The 19,758-nt window shown below is 45.6% G+C and carries 14 protein-coding genes; 6 read left to right on the top strand and 8 right to left on the bottom strand.

All coding sequences use genetic code 11. The features are described from left to right. Positions 1 to 5: 5 nt before the first annotated feature. Positions 6 to 1,544 carry a helicase HerA-like domain-containing protein gene (locus tag ABV001_RS15270; protein WP_352423602.1) on the bottom strand — a complete coding sequence of 513 codons (1,539 nt, stop codon included), beginning with the start codon at positions 1,542 to 1,544 and terminating at the stop codon, positions 6 to 8. Between the two features lie 153 nt (positions 1,545 to 1,697). Here ABV001_RS15270 and ABV001_RS15275 point away from each other — a divergent pair, with 153 nt between their 5' ends. Further along, entirely contained in the window at positions 1,698 to 2,363 is a 666-nt protein-coding gene (locus ABV001_RS15275; RefSeq protein WP_352423603.1) for a hypothetical protein, read from the top strand. Positions 2,364 to 2,367: 4 nt separating this feature from the next. Here ABV001_RS15275 and menA read toward each other — a convergent pair whose 3' ends face one another. Further along, on the bottom strand, positions 2,368 to 3,273 hold the full coding sequence (menA, locus tag ABV001_RS15280) for a 1,4-dihydroxy-2-naphthoate octaprenyltransferase (protein WP_352423604.1): 906 nt from the start codon (positions 3,271 to 3,273) through the stop codon (positions 2,368 to 2,370). A gap of 67 nt (positions 3,274 to 3,340) precedes the next feature. Next, the gene (proS, locus tag ABV001_RS15285; protein WP_352423605.1) at positions 3,341 to 4,822 is read right to left on the bottom strand and encodes a proline--tRNA ligase; all 1,482 of its coding nucleotides are present in this window, start codon (positions 4,820 to 4,822) and stop codon (positions 3,341 to 3,343) included. 341 nt (positions 4,823 to 5,163) lie between these two features. On the opposite strand from proS, the gene ABV001_RS15290 reads away from it, so the two are divergent. Beyond that, a complete protein-coding gene (locus ABV001_RS15290; protein ID WP_352423606.1) occupies positions 5,164 to 6,954 on the top strand; it encodes a MutS-related protein in 1,791 nt (596 codons plus the stop codon). Between the two features lie 11 nt (positions 6,955 to 6,965). Here ABV001_RS15290 and ABV001_RS15295 read toward each other — a convergent pair whose 3' ends face one another. Together ABV001_RS15295 and ABV001_RS15300 are read right to left on the bottom strand one after the other, a co-directional pair. Further along, on the bottom strand, positions 6,966 to 8,345 hold the full coding sequence (locus tag ABV001_RS15295) for an MFS transporter (RefSeq protein ID WP_352423607.1): 1,380 nt from the start codon (positions 8,343 to 8,345) through the stop codon (positions 6,966 to 6,968). A gap of 288 nt (positions 8,346 to 8,633) precedes the next feature. Next, positions 8,634 to 11,192, bottom strand: coding sequence for a beta-mannosidase (locus tag ABV001_RS15300; protein WP_352423608.1), 2,559 nt, complete (start codon positions 11,190 to 11,192; stop codon positions 8,634 to 8,636). A gap of 136 nt (positions 11,193 to 11,328) precedes the next feature. Here ABV001_RS15300 and ABV001_RS15305 point away from each other — a divergent pair, with 136 nt between their 5' ends. Next, the gene (locus ABV001_RS15305; protein ID WP_352423609.1) at positions 11,329 to 13,530 is read left to right on the top strand and encodes a RelA/SpoT family protein; all 2,202 of its coding nucleotides are present in this window, start codon (positions 11,329 to 11,331) and stop codon (positions 13,528 to 13,530) included. A gap of 73 nt (positions 13,531 to 13,603) precedes the next feature. On the opposite strand, the gene ABV001_RS15310 is transcribed toward ABV001_RS15305, so the two are convergent. Further along, complete coding sequence (locus ABV001_RS15310; protein ID WP_352423610.1) at positions 13,604 to 14,059, bottom strand: 2-amino-4-hydroxy-6-hydroxymethyldihydropteridine diphosphokinase; 456 nt, start codon at positions 14,057 to 14,059, stop codon at positions 13,604 to 13,606. A 95-nt stretch (positions 14,060 to 14,154) separates the two neighbouring features. Here ABV001_RS15310 and ABV001_RS15315 point away from each other — a divergent pair, with 95 nt between their 5' ends. Next, positions 14,155 to 15,540, top strand: a complete 1,386-nt coding sequence (locus tag ABV001_RS15315) for an NfeD family protein (protein ID WP_352423611.1) — start codon at positions 14,155 to 14,157, stop codon at positions 15,538 to 15,540. Positions 15,541 to 15,734: 194 nt separating this feature from the next. On the opposite strand, the gene ABV001_RS15320 is transcribed toward ABV001_RS15315, so the two are convergent. Beyond that, entirely contained in the window at positions 15,735 to 16,019 is a 285-nt protein-coding gene (locus tag ABV001_RS15320) for a hypothetical protein (protein WP_323422768.1), read from the bottom strand. Positions 16,020 to 16,269: 250 nt separating this feature from the next. Here ABV001_RS15320 and ABV001_RS15325 point away from each other — a divergent pair, with 250 nt between their 5' ends. Both ABV001_RS15325 and ABV001_RS15330 read left to right on the top strand, forming a co-directional pair. After that, entirely contained in the window at positions 16,270 to 17,001 is a 732-nt protein-coding gene (locus ABV001_RS15325; protein WP_352423612.1) for a lysophospholipid acyltransferase family protein, read from the top strand. 729 nt (positions 17,002 to 17,730) lie between these two features. Then, positions 17,731 to 18,570 carry a head GIN domain-containing protein gene (locus ABV001_RS15330; RefSeq protein ID WP_352423613.1) on the top strand — a complete coding sequence of 280 codons (840 nt, stop codon included), beginning with the start codon at positions 17,731 to 17,733 and terminating at the stop codon, positions 18,568 to 18,570. Positions 18,571 to 18,675: 105 nt separating this feature from the next. Here the strand turns inward: ABV001_RS15330 and ABV001_RS15335 are convergent, their stop codons facing one another. Further along, positions 18,676 to 19,662, bottom strand: a complete 987-nt coding sequence (locus ABV001_RS15335) for a peptidoglycan bridge formation glycyltransferase FemA/FemB family protein (RefSeq protein WP_352423614.1) — start codon at positions 19,660 to 19,662, stop codon at positions 18,676 to 18,678. Between the last annotated feature and the right edge of the window lie 96 nt (positions 19,663 to 19,758).

The following is a 19,758-nucleotide window of genomic DNA, read 5'->3' on the forward strand; positions in this document are numbered from 1 at the left end:
TGGGCTTATTTCTTTCCGAAAAGCGCTCCGAAAATACTGCGGGTAATGGTTCTGCCCAGTTCGTTGCTGATTTGCCGTTGTGTGCTCTTACCCACCTGGGAGAGGATGTCACCCAGAAAACCCTGGTCGGCTTTCTTTTGCCGCGCCACGGCACGTTTCATCCGCTCTTCTTCGAGGGCTGCTTTCTGTGCCTCTTTTTGCTGGCGGATACGCTCCTTTTCCTCTGTGGCAAGACGCCGCTCTTCCTCAAGCAGGTCCTGCTTTTTCGACAGTATTTCAAAGGCTGATTCCCGGTCGATAAAATTCTCATACACCCCGTAAATCAGGGAACTCCGGATCAATTGATCCCTTTCACCTACGGTGATTGGGCCTATCTGACCCTGCGGCGGGAGGATATTGGCACGTTCCACCATTTGTGGAGCACCCTTTTCATCGAGGAACGAAATGAGCGCCTCACCCGTGTTGAGTTGGGTGATGGCTTCGGAAGTATCGAAGGCGGGATTGGCACGGAAAGTGTTGGCGGCTACCCTTACCGCTTTCTGATCGTTGGGTGTGTAGGCACGCAACGCATGTTGTACACGGTTTCCGAGTTGGCCGAGAATACTTTGGGGGATGTCTGCCGGATTTTGGGTGCAGAAATAGATCCCCACACCCTTGGATCGGATCAGCCGGACTATCTGCTCCACCTTTTCGAGTAGTGCCGAGGGCATATCGTTGAAGAGCAGGTGTGCTTCATCAAAGAAAAAGACCAGTTTCGGTTTTTCCAGGTCACCCACTTCAGGAAGTGTCTCATACAGGTCGTTGAGCAACCATAGCAGGAAGGTGGTATATACCCGTGGTGACCTCATCAGCTTGTCGGCAGCAAGGATATTGATCACTCCTTTTCCCTGTTCGGTCTGGATGAAATCGGTGATTTCCAGGTCAGGCTCGCCGAGGAACTTGTCGGCTCCTTCGTTTTCGAGCCGGATCAATCCCCGTTGGATGGCGCCGATACTTGCGGGAGAAATATTACCGTACTTGGTGGTGAATTGTGCCCGGTTATCACCGATATATTGCAGCATCTTCTGCAAGTCTTTGAGATCGATCAGCAGCAGGTCGTTATCGTCGGCGATCCGGAAGGCCATGGTGAGGATGGCGCCCTGTGTCTCGTTCAGGTCCAGCAAACGTTCCAGCAGTAGGGGCCCCATGGAGGTGACGGTGGTCCGTACCGGATGCCCCTGTTCGCCGAATACATCCCAAAAACGTACCGGGAACGGTTTGTATTCGAATCCTTTTTCGGGCAGGCCATATTGTTCTACACGTTTTGTAACACTCTCCTTATTCCCTCCTGTCTTTGCCACACCGGAGAGGTCACCCTTCATATCGGCGGCGAACACGGGTACTCCCATCTCGCTGAAGGTCTCGGATAATGTTTGCAGGGTGACTGTCTTCCCTGTGCCGGTAGCACCGGTGATAAGGCCGTGACGGTTTGCCATCCTGGGTATAAGGCATACTTCCGCACCATCGTTAATAGCTATAAAAGCGCGTTTGCTGTTATCGAACATATCAGACAATTATTAATTTGAAAGTTGAGCAAAGTTAACGAAATAATTGAAACGAAAAACGAATTTATGATATTGAGTTAAATTTTTTGTGATGCAAAAAATATCATATAACTTTACCTTTAATTGTATAACAGTTTAAAAAATAATATACCGATGAATTATAGACATATTTTACTTTTTTCTCTCATATTGTGCTGTTTTTCTTTGGCTGCACAGCGGCAAGGAAAAGAGATATATCACTATATTCTGCCCGAATTCACGAAGGGGACAGTTTTAATGAAAGATGGTACCAAAAATCCGGCTCTACTCAATTATAATGCTGCAACAGAAGAGATGATCTTTGATCAGAACGGACAAAAATTGGCTTTTGCAGAATTAACATTGAATCAATTGGACACCGTTTTTATAGAGAATCGTAAATTCGTGCTGCTTGATAAGAATAAATTTGCCGAAGTAATTCACCGGGATGGATATAAGTTGCTTGTTCAACATAAATGCCGGATAATCCCTCCCGGGAAACCGGCTGCGTACGGAGGTACTTCACAGACCTCTTCCACCACCAGCTATTCAAGTTGGTCGGGATCCGGTGTAATTTATCAATTGGATCTGCCGGATGATTTCAAAGTGAATAGTTCTGTGATTTATTGGTTAGATAATGGTGAGGGGTTGAAGAGTTTTTCGTCGATGGGGCAGTTAAAAAAAATCTACAATAAACAGAAGTCGCTTTATAACAAATATACCAGGGAGAACAAGGTCGATTTTAAAGACACGGAAGCGGTTGCTTCCCTGATCCATTACATGGAGACAAACTCACAGTAGCCACTCAGATATTGATACATATCGAGAAAGCGATTGCCAGCAGGAATCCCGAGAGAGAAGTGAGTTTCAGGTAAGGGTCGAGCGCATGGTCCTTTTTTCTCCGTATGTCATCCAATATCCTGAACAGAAAGAGAAAAAACAGCAGGTAAAGGTACCGGTACCACGGCGATGGCTCATACATGGTGCTATACCCGAGGAAACAAAGGAACGTGGCGAGGGTCATTGCCGCATGGTATATCTTTGCTTTTTTGATTCCCATTTTTACAGCGAGGGTAACTTTCCCGGATGCCTTGTCGTTCTCTATATCCCTCATATTATTGATATTTAATATCATTGCGCTGATCAATCCCATCCCGATGGCGGGCATGACGGGATGGAAATCGAGTACATGGGTGTGGAGGATATAAGTACCTATCACCGGTACGGGACCGAAGAAAATAAAAGCCAGAAGATCGCCCCAACCCTTGTAACCATAGGCATGTCTCCCCAGTGTATAGAAGAGCGCCGCAAGGATGCTTGCTCCACCTAAACCGATCAACAGGAATATGTACGAGCGTGGAATATAATCGATTACATCCATCACCAGCGCAAGACCGGTAATGATACAGATAGTGGAGAAGATAGCGATGGCCCCTTTCATTTCCCGGACAGAGATTTTTCCACTCTGCAGGGTACGGGCAGGTCCTTGCCGGCGTCCGGTGGTATCGGTGCCTTTCTGAAAATCACCCAGGTCATTGGCCAGGTTCGCTAATATTTGAATAGCAACAGCCAACAGGAGAGTGAGCAGGAGGATCGTCATACTGAAGTTTCCTTCGTGCAAGGCTAACCCACTTCCCAAAACAACAGTTGCCACGGCCAGGAAAAGTGTCCGTAGACGAAAAGCGGATATCCAGTTTTTTACTGTGGACATGTTGATTGAGAGTAAAGAGTAAAGAATAAAGAGTAAAGACTTTTGGGATCAAGGCTTTTCCCGGTTTTTAGTACGCCCGGGCGAATATTACCCGTTGTGTCGACGGCTTGCCGGTCACCATACACTGGCCGGGCGTCTTGTCGCCGTCAAGTGGGATACAGCGGATCGTAGCTTTGGTCTCATCCTTGATACGTTCTTCCGTTTCGGGTGTACCGTCCCAATGGCAGAGCAGGAACCCGCCTTTCTCGATCTCTTCTTTGAATTCTTCGTAGGAATTCACCTCGCGGGTCTGGGAAGCACGGAAATCGGCTGCTTTCCTGTAGATATTTTCCTGCATCTCGTCCAGCAGCGATTGGATGTGGGTTTCAATATTGTCGCACGACAGCGTCTCTTTCGTGAGGGTATCCCGTCGGGCTACCTCGATGGTGTTGTTCTCCAGGTCGCGTCCACCCATGGCAAGGCGCACCGGTACCCCTTTGAGTTCATATTCCGAGAATTTCCACCCAGGTTTCTTGTTGTCGGAGTTATCATATTTCACACTGATGCCGAGGGCTTTCAACCGTTTCACGATACCAGCCACTTTTTCATCGATCTGTTGCAGTTGTTCGCTGTTCTTATAGATGGGAACGATCACCACCTGATAAGGTGCCAGTTTTGGGGGGAGCACCAGCCCGTTGTCGTCGGAGTGCGACATGATCAGGGCGCCCATCAACCGTGTAGAAACGCCCCATGAGGTGGCCCACACATAATCGCGTTTCCCGCTCTGATCGGTAAATTGTACGTCGAACGCTTTGGCAAAATTCTGTCCCAGGAAATGGGAAGTACCTGATTGCAGAGCTTTACCATCCTGCATCAACGCTTCGATGGTGTATGTGTCGACAGCACCGGCAAAACGTTCGGATTCCGATTTGAATCCCTTTATTACCGGCATAGCCATATATTTCTCTGCAAACTCGGCATAGATATTGATCATCTGCTCGGCCTCGGCGATAGCTTCCTCTTTTGTGGCGTGGGCAGTATGTCCTTCCTGCCAGAGGAATTCGGCCGTACGAAGGAAAAGACGTGTACGCATTTCCCAGCGTACTACGTTGGCCCATTGGTTGATAAGGATAGGTAGATCGCGGTAGGATTGTATCCAGTTTTTGTAAGTACTCCAGATAATAGTTTCCGAAGTGGGGCGTACAATCAGTTCCTCTTCGAGTTTGGCTTCAGGATCGACCACCACGCCACTGCCGTCGGGCGCATTTTTGAGGCGGTAGTGTGTCACTACGGCGCATTCCTTGGCGAATCCTTCCACATGGTCGGCTTCACGGCTAAGAAAGGATTTAGGAATAAACAACGGGAAATAGGCATTCACATGTCCGGTTTCCTTGAACATATCGTCCAGCTGGCGTTGCATCTTTTCCCATATCGCATAACCATAGGGTTTGATCACCATACAACCGCGCACGGCGGAATTCTCTGCCAGTTCAGCTTTAATTACTAGATCGAGGTACCACTGGGAGTAATCTTTACTGCGGGGCGTAAGCTCCTTCAATTCTTTAGCCATTTTGTTACAATTCTATTTTTGGAACCGTTCCGACAACTCTCTTCCTTAAAAAATGCCCATTCGCAACACCTTGCAAGAAGGGGGCCGTTGGAAAACGGGTTCCGGAAAGGATTTATTTTTTTGTTTGCGGGTGCAAAGATAATGATTTAATATAACTAATTTGCCAATTTTCTCAGGAACGAGTACATAGGTAAACTTGTTTGAGCTTTGTCGAGTGACGACAGAAAATGGACGAAGTCAATATGTCAATGTAACTAATGTGCCAAAGTGGTGATGTGGTGATGGAACTTCGGAAAAGATGTATCTTTGTTGATCGTATATCACATTTATCAATTGAAGAAATGAACAAGGAGTATTACAAAAAGAAAATGGAGGAGAATGCATTGGAGCTGGATAAGGTGAAATCCCGGTTAAGGATATTTCCGTTCCTGAAAATTGTATGCTTCGTGGCGGGAGTTTTGCTGGTGATTGGTACCTTTCAATGGGGATGGGACAGGACAATCTGTCTTATATCGGCTGCACTCTCATTTGTGGTTTTCTCTTTGTTGTACAGGTGGGACGAATATTACCTGCAAAAGAAGGCTTATTATATGGCTTTGCACAGTGTTTTTACCAATGAGATCAGTTTTTTAGAAGGTGATTACGCTTCGTTCGATAAGGGAGAACAATTTATCGATAAGAAGCATGCCTATTCTTATGACCTGGATATTTTCGGAGAAAACTCCATTTATCACATGATCAACAGGACGGTAACACATGAGGCAGGTGCTATCCTGGCCGGAAAGCTGAGCTCAATACCTGGCAGTGAAGAGGAGATACTGGCAAAGCAGGAGTCGCTCTCGGAGTTGGTGCGGAAAGATGATTTCAGGCACCGGTTTATGGCTATCTGCAAAGGGTTTGATGAAGAGAAAAATAATTATACACTGATCACCGAACACAAGAGTAATAATTCCCGGCTGACTTCCAGGGCAGGGTTGGCACTTATTTATATCTCTATTGCCATCACACTGGCATCAATGCTATTGGCATGGATGGAAATCATTCCCTGGTCGGTATTTATCACATTGTTTATGATACAGCTTTTCGTCCCGATGACTTTTAACAAGGTATTGAACAGGGTTGGTTCCGATATCGGCTTTTTATACAAAAATACCAGAATCCATGCCGATTTGTTACAGAGTATGTATCCGGAAACTTTTAATGCTGCTGAAAACAGGGATTTAAAAGAACACCTGTTCGGTACTTATAACTCCCGTGAAGCATTGAAAGAGCTTTCTGTCCTGTTAAAGAAATTCGACCAGCGTAGCAATGCTTATATTCTTGTGCTGCTGAATGGCCTTTTCTTGCGCGACCTGTTTCTGTTGAGGCAATTCTATCGATGGAAAGACAAATACCTGCCACATCTTCAATCCTGGATCAGTGCATTGGCTGAGATGGAAGCAAGAGTTTCCCAGGCTACTTATATGTTCAATTTGCCTGAATTTATTCAACCATTGATCACAGAACGGGCCGATATCCTCATCGAAGCATCCGGATTAGGACATCCGTTTATCTCCAAAGAGAAGCGGGTGGACAATGATATCGTGATCAATAAAAAGCAGTTCCTGATCATTACGGGAGCCAACATGGCAGGAAAGAGCACATTTCTGCGTACGCTGGGAGTGAATTATATCCTGGCTGTCAGTGGTATGAATGTGTGTGCGTCGAAATTCAGTTTCACGCTGTTCAACCTCTTCAGCAGTATGCGCAATACGGATGATCTATCATCGGGCACCTCTTATTTCAAGGCGGAACTGGAAAGGATGAGGGAGTTGATCCGGTATTGCCGTGCACACCGGCATACACTCATCATACTGGATGAGCTGTTAAAGGGAACCAACTCAAAGGATAAACTCGACGGATCGGTATTGTTCCTGAAAAAAATGGCGGAGTTGCCGGTAACGGGGATTATCGCTACCCACGATCTGGAATTGGCGAAATTAGAAGATGAGTTCCCCGGTCTGTTTCAAAATTATTGTTTCGAGATATCCCTTTCGGAGGAAGAGCACTACAGCTATAAAATACAGCGCGGTGTGTCCAGGAACCTGAATGCTACTTATCTTTTACAGAAAATTTTATCGGAAGAGTTGTAATCTCTCTTATCCTATTCTTTCCTTCTCAGATTTCCCCGGTTAAAAGAGAAGTAAATACCCGGCAGGCCGATCAGGGTGAAGATAATGAATCCCCAGCGCATAGCCTGTAAGAAAACGGAATTGGGTACTTCTTCAATAGAGTGGCTGCCGAAAAGCAGGGAGAAGATCAGGGTGACGATGCTCATACTGATGATCTGCCCGAATACCCGCATGGAAGAGGCGAGTCCCGAAGCTTGTCCATATTGCCGTCTTTCTACTGAGCTCATAATGGTATTCATATTGGGAGAAGAGAAGAGGGCAAAGCCGAGTCCCACCCAAATCAGAATAGCCACAATGATCCAGATGGGAGTTGAAGGGCCAAGGAAAGCCAGCATGCCTAACCCCGTGGTACACATAGCCATGCCGGTTGTGGCAAAGTAACGTGGTTGTATCTTGTCCGACAGCCGCCCCACGATTGGAGAAAAGAGAGCCATCATGACCGGTTGTGCTACGATCACCGCCCCCGCATCGCGTGGAGAGAGTCCCTGTACCTTTTGCAGGTAGAGGCTGAGAAAAAAGACGATGGCAAAGGTCGATGTGTAGTTGATGAGTGCCGACAGGCTGGAATAGGTGAAAAGACGGTTATGGGAGAAGAGGCGCGTATCGAGCATCGGGTACTCTGTCCGGCTTTCATATCTCCAGAAAAGCAGCAGCAGGATTACAGCCCCACTCATCATTCCCCAACCCATAGCGGAAGGAATCAGTGAAGAGCCATAGACCAATGCGGCAAGGCCTACCATAAACAGGAGAGTCCCTGTTTTATCTCCTCCTTTGGCGGATGTATGTTTATTCTCTTTACTCTTTAAGAAGAGGTATGAGATAAGGATAGTGACCAGGCCAAAGATCGCGGCTATCAGAAAGAGGGAGCGCCAGCCGATATGGAGGGTGATGAAGCCTCCGATCAGTGGACCCAATGCCAGTCCGCTATATACCGAAGCCACGGAGATGCCGAGTACCTGTCCTCGTCGTTCAGCCGGGAATGAAGATACCAGGATAGCCTGTCCCGTGGTACCGGTAAAAGCGGCGCCGATACCTTGCAGGAAGCGGGCAGCAACCAGCCAATGCCCATCAGGTGCCACATAGCAGATACCGGATGAAATGGTGAACAGTATCACCCCCAATTTGAATAATCGCCGGTTGTCAGTCCGGTCGCCCCAACTTCCTGACGGCAGCATGAAAAGTGCCATAGCCAGGATAAAAGCGGTGATAACCCAACTCAGTTCAATGGCATTGAGTGCCAGGTCTCTTTCAATAGTGGGTAAGGCGATATTGACTGCTGATACCAGAAAGGTACCCATGAAGGAGGTTACCGACACCACCAATAATATCGAAAGGTCTTCTTTTTTTTCCATAGTTTATGCTTTCGCAATTGGTTAATTATTAATTATTAATTACCAATTACCAATTACTAATTACCAATTACCAATTACTAATTACCAATTACCAATTACTAATTACCAATTACTAATTACCAATTACTAATTACCAATTACTAATTACCAATTAATTACCCTCATAACTTAGATTGACACTCCTTCCGAAGATCGGGACAAGTTATCCCGACTCATCGGGATTATTCACTACTTATCCCGTTTACCCGATAAATCGGGACAAGTTATCGGGATTGGCACATTCTCACATTAGTAAGTATCCCTGACGTGCTTCACCGTGAGGGGCGTTTTATCAGCTGCCCTGAGTTCAGGAGAGGTGATGGTGATCGTTCTTTTTTCTCCCGGTAACAAGTCGATGAAGTTGTCGCTGAAGCGGGCACCCTGGATGGGTATTTCCACAAAGACGTCTTTCGCCAGCTTTTTGCTTGAAAGGGTTACCCTGTACTCACCATCACGGTATTGTACACTGGTTTTGACTTCCGTTTCCGGCAATTCCAGCTTGTTGGGCCAAAAGAAGAAATGATCTTTGGAAGATATCACGTTTCCTTTGCTATCACTGAGAAAAGCATGGATCATGGTATATGCCTTCTCCGTTTCACTCACCAGATCGGCTATATTGAATGTCTTGACGATTCGGCTGTCGTTGGCTTTGGCATCGACACGTTCGGTGAATTCTTTCCGTTTTCCTGTGGAGAAATCGATCACCTGCACCGTAAGACGGAGATTGTTGTAATCCTGTAGATAATCGGACATGGTGTAATAATTCAATTGGCCATCCTTTGATTCGACACCCAAGGCGAGGGGGGCCAGGACATCCCTCATGCGGTAGTGTTGTGCCTTCCAGTTGTTGTAGTAATCGATACTCGACCAGGAGACTACCGGCCAATCGTCGTTGATTTGCCAGTAGAATGCTCCCATGCAATAGGGTCTTCCACGGCGCATCGCCTCCACCGCCTCCTCCATGCCGTTGCCCTGCATGACGAGACCTATATAGACGAAATCCTCGAAATTCTTCGGCGTATGGAAATACATGTCCATATATTGTTTGATCACTTCATTTCCAATTCCGCTTTTCTGATGTATCTTCATCACATCGGAACTGATATCGAAATCCTTTTCTTCTGCAAAGGTCCGGATAGTCTTCATCTCAGGGAACGACTGGAAGCCGAATTCGCTGGCAAAGCGTGGTAATCTGTCAGCCATTGCTTCGAATGGCATACGTCCGTGCCAGAGTCCCCAGTCGTGCACGTCGCTGGATGCGAATTTTCCGGGAATTCCCCAGTTGGAGTCGTAAGGTGATCCGTGGATATAACTGCGGGTACCATCTAATTCGTCCACTAAATTGGGGATCAATTTGCGGAAGGTTTTATCGTATCCCTTGAACCATGCGTCCATTACTTCAACCGGGTACTGTTTCTGCCAACCCCAGTATTTGAGTCCTTCTTCCACCTCGTTGTTACCGCACCAGAAAGCAAGTGAGGCGTGGTTGCGAAGGCGCTTGATATTATAAATTACCTCCTCCCGCACGTTCGCCAGGAAAGCGTCGTCGGAAGGGTAGGGCGTGCACCCGAAGATAAAGTCCTGCCATACAAGGATACCCCTTTCATCGGCCTGTCGGTAAAAATCCTCATTTTCGTAGATGCCGCCTCCCCATATCCGGATGAAATTCATATTGGTGGCGGAAATATTTTCGAAAAGCCTGTCATAGAAAGCCGCATCCTGTTGTGTGGTGAAGATCTCGCCCGGGATATAGTTGGCACCTTTGGCAAAGATAGGTGTTCCGTTGACCTCGAAATAGAACGATTTGCCATGTTCATCCGGTTCCTGTATCAGGCGGACGGAGCGTAAACCTGTACGTACTGTTTTTTTAGCAATTTCCCGGTTGCCCGACAGAACTTGCACCCTGAAATCATAAAGATGTTGCTCTCCCCAATTTACAGGCATCCACCGTTTTGGTTGATCAACTTCCAATGGTATGGAAACCACGTTCTTTCCCGGCTGTAGGGTCACGTTCTTTGAAACAGGTTTACCGGCATCATCCCGAAGGCTGTATGTCACAGTAACGACAGCCTGTACGGGTACATTGGCTAAAGACTGGATTTCTATCTGATTCTCAATCTTGGCCGACTGTGCTGTTACAGACGTTTGTTTCACATAATAGTCCTCGATGCGGGCATCGTTGTAGAAATTGAGCGAAACCGGCTTCCATATCCCCATCTGGGCGATACGGATACCCCAGTCCCATCCGAAATGGTAGGGTGCCTTACGGTTATAAATACTTAGTTTCTCCTCCCTGTGGTCGTTTCCTGCCGGGTAGTCGTAGCCAAAAGTCGCCCTTGCCGGCATCATCAGTTGTAGCGGTGAGTAGAAACGGATATAAAGATGGTTCTCTCCCTCTTTGAGTAACTGCTTCACCGGGATCTTGTATCCGATGAACATATTTTCGGAATGCAGGATACGTGCGCCGTTCAGGAACACATCGGCATGGGTGTCCAACCCCTCGAAAAGGAGTTGTGCATCGTCATACTTCAATTGATCGGCCGTTATGGTGAAGGTTTTCCTGAAATCCCAGTTTTCATCTTCCACCCATTGTATCTTCTCTTCGTTGGTACCATAGAAAGGGTCGGGCAGCACATTATGGCGCACCAGGTCACGTTGTACCGATCCCGGTATTTCGGCAGTGTACCATTGGTTATTATTCATCTGTGAGAATTCCCAGCCCTCATTCAAAGAGAGTGCCTCTACCTGCTGTGCCGGTAAAATAAATGGGATGGCAAGAAGGAACAAAAGAGATATAAATTTCCGCATAAGATAATGGGTTTGATGTTGTCGCACTTATTTGTGTACAAATATAACGATTTGTTTTTGACTTTTTATCTGTTGCTTTACTGATATCGGAAGAAAATTGTAAATTTGTGAGAGAAAAAGCAACTAAACAGGGAAAATGGGAAAAAACACCTTTATAGACCGCAGTGAGTTCTTCCGGCTTTATGCCAGACTCTACTCCTTTCTCAGGCAGGAGTGGGATGTCAGGAAAGTGTCCGGCTTGAAAGGGATGTTGCTCCAATCTTTCAAAAAGGCGGAAGAGCAACCCGGGAGCGAGACGTTGTATCCCCTTGTGCTGGCTATGCGCACGGCTGTCATTATTATCGATGAGATAGGACTGAAGCAACCGGCCGTATGTGCAGTCTTGCTTTTTCATAGGGCAATAGCAGGCGATCAGTCCGCGGAGGAAATCGAGCAGCTATTCGGCAGCGAGGTGGAGAGTATTCTGCGGGGATTGAGGAAAGTGAATCAGTTCAGTGATAAAAAGAATGCCGTTGAGTCGGAAAACTATATCAAATTGCTGCTTTCCATTGCTGAGGATATCCGGGTAGTATTTATCATGATAGCGCAACAACTCCAGCGTATGCGCGATGCAAAGGAGAGTGAACCTTCATGCAGGTTAGATCTTGCCGTGGAGTCCACCTATCTGTATGCGCCTCTTGCACACCGGCTTGGCCTTTATACTATAAAATCGGAGCTCGAGGATCTTTCCCTGAAATATACCGACCGGGAGCAATATGATTTCATAGCCCATAAACTGAATGAGACGAAGCGGTCGCGCGACCGTTATATCAGTGAATTTATCGGTCCGGTAAAGGAACGTCTGGATAAGACGGGACTGAAATACGATATCAAGGGACGTACCAAATCCATCTATTCCATACAGAATAAACTCAAAAAACAGAAGATCGAGTTTGAAAATATTTACGATCTGTTCGCCATCCGCGTAATCCTCGATGCATCACCCGAACAGGAGAAAGCGCAGTGCTGGCAGGTGTATTCCATTATTACCGATATGTATCAGCCTAATCCCAAACGGTTGAAGGACTGGCTCTCGATTCCCAAAAGCAATGGTTATGAATCGCTCCATATCACGGTGTTGGGGCCGGACGGGCGATGGGTGGAAGTGCAGATCCGTTCAAAACGGATGGACGAGATCGCTGAGCGCGGATTGGCAGCCCATTGGAAGTATAAGGGTGTAAAGGGGGAGACCACGCTGGATAACTGGTTGAGTTCGCTGCGGGAGTCGCTGGAAGACAGCGATACCAACCTGAGCCAGAAGCTGACGGATTTCAAACTCGATCTGTATGACGAGGAGATCTTTGTTTTTACTCCGAAGGGCGACCTGTTCAAACTTCCCAAAGGAGCGACGGTGCTTGATTTCGCTTTTGCGATACATTCTAACCTGGGAGCCGCTTGTGTATCGGGAAGGGTGAACGGGAAGAACGTACCCATCAGGCACGTGCTGAAAAGTGGCGACCAGGTGGCAGTCAATACTTCGTCACACCAAACACCCAAGCAGGACTGGCTGAACTTTGCTGTGACCTCAAAAGCGCGGACCAAAATACGCCAGTTGCTGAAGGAGGAAGCCGGCAAGCAGGTCGATATAGCGAAGGAAACACTTCTGCGCCGGATGAGAAACCGGAAGATCGAAGTGGATGAACCACGCCTGATGCAACTGATCAAAAAACTCAGGTACAAGACCGTCACCGAATTCTATGTGGATATTGCTTCTGAAAAGATCGATGTGAACTGGGTGATCGACCGCTATCTGGAATTGGAAAATAAAGAGTCTGAAAGCCGGGAAGGCCATGCTACGGTGAGTGCCGGAGAATTCACTTTAAAGACACCTTCCCCTGAAATCAGTGGTTCCGATGAGTTGATCATCGACCAGAACCTGACCGGTGTGGATTATAAATTGGCAAAATGCTGTAATCCTATTTTTGGGGATGATATTTTCGGGTTTGTCTCTTCACAGGGGATCAAAATCCATCGTGTAAACTGCCCGAACGCACACGATCTCTTCTCCCGGTTCGGTTACCGCGTATTAAAAGCCCGATGGTCGGGGAAGACAAGTTCGTCCAGTTATACTATTGTGTTGAGGGTGATAGGGAACGACCAGTTGAATATTGTGGCCAACCTGATGTCCATCATTTCAAAGGAAGAGGGTGTGCAAATGCGTTCTATCACTATCGACTCCAACGACGGCCTTTTTCAGGGAAATATTGCCGTGATGCTGGGTGATACGTCGATGCTCGACCAATTAATTAAAAAGCTAAAGGCTGTGAAAGGGGTGAAATCCGTCTCCAGATTGAACTGATTGTACGCGCATTGTAAAAATGAGGTCGTATCCCGTCCCCCAGGATACGGTAGTCATATCGTAGGATGTATTCTCAATCCTCCTCTTCCGGAATTTCGGGATCAATGATTGGATCTGGTTCGGGTTCGGGTTCGGCTGCGACGGGAATTACTGTGTCGAGTTCCGGCAGGGTGGGTAGCAACTGTTGTACGTAATCCCTTTCAAAGTCCTGGGGACGGAGTATCCGGCCCTGATATTGGATAAGATCGATATCCATGATCATCCTGCCTAAATATTTATCTCTGGGGGTACGTCCTACGGCCCGTTCTGTCTGTTTAATCTTGTCAATCACTTCTTCCGGAGACATCTCAGTATTGGCTTTTGCAAGCACATTGCGAAAAAGGTACGCATACTTGTCGTCTTCCGGCTCAGTCAGGATGGGCTCACTGAAAACAATATCAGGAAAAAGAAATGAAAGCATTCTTTTTGCCTTGTCGATATTGGTCTTGGCAAACGTATTTGATCCTATGCTTAGTAAAATTGTGCTCATACTGATAATTTGAACTACAAATATAGACATTTTTAATTAAAATGAATAGTGAATCGCAAATTCTATTATCTTTGTTGTATTAAACCTTGTGAAAAATGAGAAATTTTCAAATCGCACTGTGCCTGTTTTTCCTGGTCTTTTCTTTTGATCTTTTGGCTCAGGATGCCAAACCTATGGTATATCGGGTCAATATAAAGGAGAATATAGGTAGTAATACCTGGATATATCTCCAGAATGGCCTTCATGAGGCAACAAAGAGAGGTGCCTCCGCAGTGCTTTTACATATGAATACTTATGGAGGGAGCGTACTGGAGGCCGATTCTATGCGTACGACCATTCTCAACGCATCCCTTCCCGTATATGTTTTCATTGACAATAATGCCGCTTCAGCAGGTGCTCTTATCTCAATTGCCTGTGACAGTATTTTCATGCGCGGCAGCAGCTCTATCGGTGCTGCCACAGTGGTAGAAGGAGGGAGTGGGGAGAGGGCTTCCGATAAACATCAGTCCTATATGCGAGGTATCATGCGTGCCACGGCCGAAAGTCACGGCCAGATTGTGACTGTCCATGAAGGGGATACTGTCACAAAATGGAGACGTGACCCGAAAATTGCCGAAGCGATGGTAGATGAAAGAGTTGTGATACCCGGTTTTGCCGATTCTACACAGATACTTACCCTGACAGCCAGCCAGGCCATGGAATTGGGTTATTGCGACGGTATTGCGGAAAGTGTACATGAAGTGATTGTAAGCCATCTTGGTTATAACGACTATACTTTAGAGACCTATAATCCCTCTTTTTATGATAGGATCCGGGGATTCCTTACCAACGGGATCGTGCAGGCATTCCTTATCATGTTTATTATAGGAGGGATTTACTTTGAATTACAATCACCCGGTATAGGATTCCCCACGGCGGCAGCCATTACGGCCGCGATCCTTTATTTCACCCCTCTCTATCTTACCGGCTATGCCCAGAATTGGGAAGTGCTGTTGTTTGTACTGGGGCTTATTTTTATTGTCTTTGAGATATTTGTTGTCCCCGGTTTTGGCATACCCGGCATTTTGGGGATACTCTTTGTTTTTTCTGCATTGGTGCTCGCACTCATAGGGAATATACGGTTTAACTTTGAAGGATTACCTGCCATGGAAATGTTCAGGGCGTTGATGATTGTCTTAGGCGGTACAGGGCTGGGGCTGGTACTTATAATCTACCTCTCGGGCCGGATCGGTAAGCCCGGATTCCTGCAATTCGCGGCGCTGCATACCGATCAGGAAGGATATGTATCCGTATCGATGGAACCGTTTTCCCTGGTGGGTAAAGCAGGAGTGGCAGCGACTGACCTTCATCCCTCCGGCAAGGTCAATGTGGAGGGGGATTTCTACGATGCCATCTCACTGAAAGGTTTTATTGATAAAGGAGATGAAGTGGTGGTGAAACGGTATGAGAATTTTCAGTTGTATGTGGTTCGGAGAAAGTGAAAAGGTGGAAATCTGCGAGTAAGTGAGAGTAAAGTAAGTTTACTTACATTTGCCGAGCGATAGCAGATTGCGCGAAGCGAAAGGTGAATAAGGTGGAAAGGTGAAATACACAAAATACCCCGAAGCAAGCAAATGCCCGGGGTATTTATATTTTGTCGTAACCGTTGTACGCTGTTGTAAAACAGAAGGTCTTGTTAGTTATAAGCCGCTATTTCTTCGTTAGAATAAGCCATTCTCTTAGAAACGAAAAAGATCGCAAAGGGGATTACTAACAGTATAACTGCCCAGAGAATATTGCTTACTAAACTGCCCTTTTTCATGTTATTCACATAGATATGCCCCAGTAATCCTTCAATTACCAATATCAGTCCGATGATTAAATTGGTGTTATTGGTTGCACCTGTCAAAAAGGGAATTACCAAAATAGCAACGCCAATAAGCATTACCACTACCCCGATGTTTCTTGCTAATTCTTTCATGTGTGTTCAATAATTTATGTTTCTGATTTCGTAACGCAAATAAACACAAAATTCAACAAACAAGGAAATAAATAGAGATAAAAATTTCGTATTCAGCCAAAAAATGAACTTTGGAGCCAAAAAATTGACTTTTTATCGCTTTGTAATGCTCAAATTGTATATTTTTGTGAAAAAGTTTCCGTTGATGTATAGGAGAAGGACGGAGGTTGATATCGTTTTGAAAGACTGATCACACTAAAACTGGATGGTAGTGAAAAATATACTTGTTTTTTTATATCAATGGCTCATATTTGCGCCGATTTTTATTGTGCTCACCCTTATTACGGCATTGACGGTAATGGTGATGGCTCCCCTTTTCGGGAGTAAGTTCTGGGGCTATTATCCACCCAAATGGTGGTCGAGATTAACCTGTTGGTTGGCGCTATGCCGGGTGAAGACACGCGGACATGAGAATCTGGATCCCGGACAATCGTATGTGTTTGTGGCCAATCATCAAAGTGCATTCGACATTTTTCTGGTATATGGTTTCCTGAATCAGAATGTCAAATGGATGCAAAAGCAGAGTTTGCGAAAGATTCCGTTCGTGGGCTTTGCCTCCGAAAAAGCCGGCCACGTATTTGTAGACAATACTACTCCTAAGGCGAGGGCAGCCTCCCTGAAAAAGGCGAAAGAGCAAATCGTAGATGGGGTATCTATGGTAATCTTTCCGGAGGGTGCACGCACGAGAAGTGGACAAATGGGCCGTTTTAAGCGGGGCGCCTATTATGTAGCCCACGATATGAATCTGCCTGTGGTGCCGCTGACGATTAACGGTACTTTTAATGTGTTGCACAGGGACGGTTTTCGCCTCAGACCGGGAAAGATGGAACTGGTAATCCATCGGCCCATACCTACCGCATCACTGGCGGAGGCCGGGATACCCGGATTGATCGACGAGACGAGAAATATCATTTATTCTGCCTTATGGGAAAAATACAAATAAAGTGGACTATATATAAAAAGAAATGGTTGTCTCACGACAACCAATCTTCATTGTTAACCTTAAATCTAATACCATGAAAAACACGTTACAAAAGTAACGAGTTCCTTCATTTTCTCCAAACAATCCAACGGAAAATATTGACCTTTTAAATTTATTTAGTATTTTCAAGTCTGCTGTGGCAGCCAAAAGAATATTGGTTGATTTTTGTTTACATATTTTCGGGAATTGTTGGTTTTTTAGATATAAATCCGGGAGGTAATGATGTTATTTTGGAATGTAAATCCTGATGATCAGGATATGGAGCAGTATAAAACTTTTATTGTCAACCGTGTGAGATCAGTAGTTGCAAATTTATAGTTCCTTCCGATATTTCATAGGTACATATATTAAACCATGGTTTGTTTCCGGGGCAGCGGTTTGTTTGAATCCTAATTTCTCAATTTTCATATAATATGTACCCGTATTCCTGAAAATCAATTCCGATGCTACGAACATTTACACTCGGAAGACAAACTCTGGCACTTATAGGAATTATCCATCCAGACTGACTCCTGCACTGTTAAATGTAATATCCTCAGTGACTATATCCTGCGATTGTGCCGGAGACTTTAGGGAAAAATAGTAAAAAAACAAAGAATGATGTAACCAAAAGAGAGTAAATTACGTCTAACAATAAAGTTGTGGATTAAAAATAATTACGATAAAAGTATAAATTAAACACTATTGACAATGAAGACATTATTTACTATTCTCCTCGCCACTATGGCATTCGTAAGCGCTCCGGCACAGAGCAAAACTGTAAAGCAAAACCGTCAGGTGGCCCCATTTACCGCCATCAACGCCTCGGGCGGGTGGGATGTGATTGTTCGCCAGGGTGACCGTCAATCAGTTTCCATAGAAGTCAGTGAAGAGGCATTGGATAGGGCTATCGTGGAAGTAAAAAACGGTACGCTGCATATTTATAACAAAAAGAACAACCGCGCATTCTCCTTTAATGACTTACGTAAATCACGTAATATCGTCCAAAAGGCGTATGTTACCGTTACAGATTTAGCGAAGATAGAGGCGTCAGGGGGAGTGGATATCAGTTTTGAAACACCAGTAAAAGCCGGCGATTTCGAACTTGAATTGAGCGGTGGTACTGATTTGGAGAATTTAAGGCTGGACTGCAACCGCTTCAAGGGCCAGTTCTCCGGCGGATGTGATGCGGAGATAAGGTTTATTGCTGCACAGGAGGTGAAAGCCGAAGTGAGCGGCGGTAGCGATGTGGAATTGCGGGATATATCCGCACAAACGACCCGGATTTCTGCCAGTGGAGGATGCGACATTGAACTGGAGGGAAAGACAGACGAACTCATCATGACTGCGAGTGGTGGGTGTGATGTTTCGGCTTCTAAACTCACCGCATGCAATTGCAATGCCGATTTTTCAGGCGCCTCCGATGGGAATATCCGTGTAACAGACCGTCTCGATATCACTGTATCGGGCTCCGCAGATGTTACTTGTTTCGGTAATCCGGGCGACGTAAACAAAAGAGTAAATAAGAGTAGTTCATTGAAATTCAGCTAATAATAAGATAACCTTCTTACAGCCAATTGGCCGATTAGGTAATGCCGGGATTGAAGCCATTTTCCTATGTATCATAATAGGGGAAGTGGCTTCTGTTCATTAGTTTCAGTCATAAATGCGGTTTGCGAAAAAGTTGAGCAATCCCCAGTTGAATCGGTACCAGCGCCTCGTAGCCCGCTGCTTTCCGCCAAACTGGAGCAGAAACCGCGCACGTCCGGTATTTTTATTCAGAAAACTTACATCCATAAAGTCAAAATAATGAAACCCCTTGTTTTCCGATATCTGCATCGCCTGATAAATAGTGAAGATAGTAGGATAAAGTAGCTTATATCGTTTTGATTTACCCCAGTAATAAAGGCAATGGACTGTCTCTTTTTTCTCGAATCCCAGAATTATGCCTCCGATAATTTTACCCTGATAACGGGCAAGCAATATTTTTCCGTTGCCTTGCTTTATATAATGACAGAAGAAATTTTCGAAATATTGGTAAGGAGGGAACCTGCGGGATATCTTTTTGTTATTCGTATTACGGATTAGCTTGTACATCTCCGGTAACTTATCTTCAGAGGTAAATTCTTCTATTACAACCCCTTTTTTTATAGCGTTGTTGACCTGGTTTTTCCTGCTCTTCGAGAGCTGATCCCAAATTCTTCTTTTACGCTGGAGGGAGTTCCGGACGTTGATCCATTTGACCGAATAGAATCCGTTCTCACGAAACCCCTTATATCCGAAAATCGTGTTGCCCACGTTCTCATAACGGATAAAGAATACCCGGTTACGTACCTTTTTTACCAGATGGGCAATAAGGACATCGAATATTTCTATTTGTGGCAGTTTTTTTCTGAAAAAAGCCGGTTGATGGGAGATGACACACCTTTTAAATAATTTTCCCCTCAGGAAACGATTGGTCCGCATAATCACAGCAAACATGGCAGCCACGGGTTCCTCATCCTCGAATGCAATAAGCATCAAAGGGGTATAGGCAGGACTGTGGGCGTACCAATCGAATGAGGAAGGACTGTGAAAAAAATTGGTTCCCTCCATCGGGGGAAGATCCTCTTTACGATAATATGTTTTTACATTGTATGCCATATCTGTTTTGAATGTGCAATACGGATCAATTAAACAAAAATACTAAAAATAACTAATATTGCAATGTCTCGGTCTCTTTTTGAGAATCAGTGCTTG

It is taken from the genome of Proteiniphilum sp., from assembly GCF_040307845.1.
Taxonomy (GTDB): Bacteria; Bacteroidota; Bacteroidia; order Bacteroidales; family Dysgonomonadaceae; genus Proteiniphilum.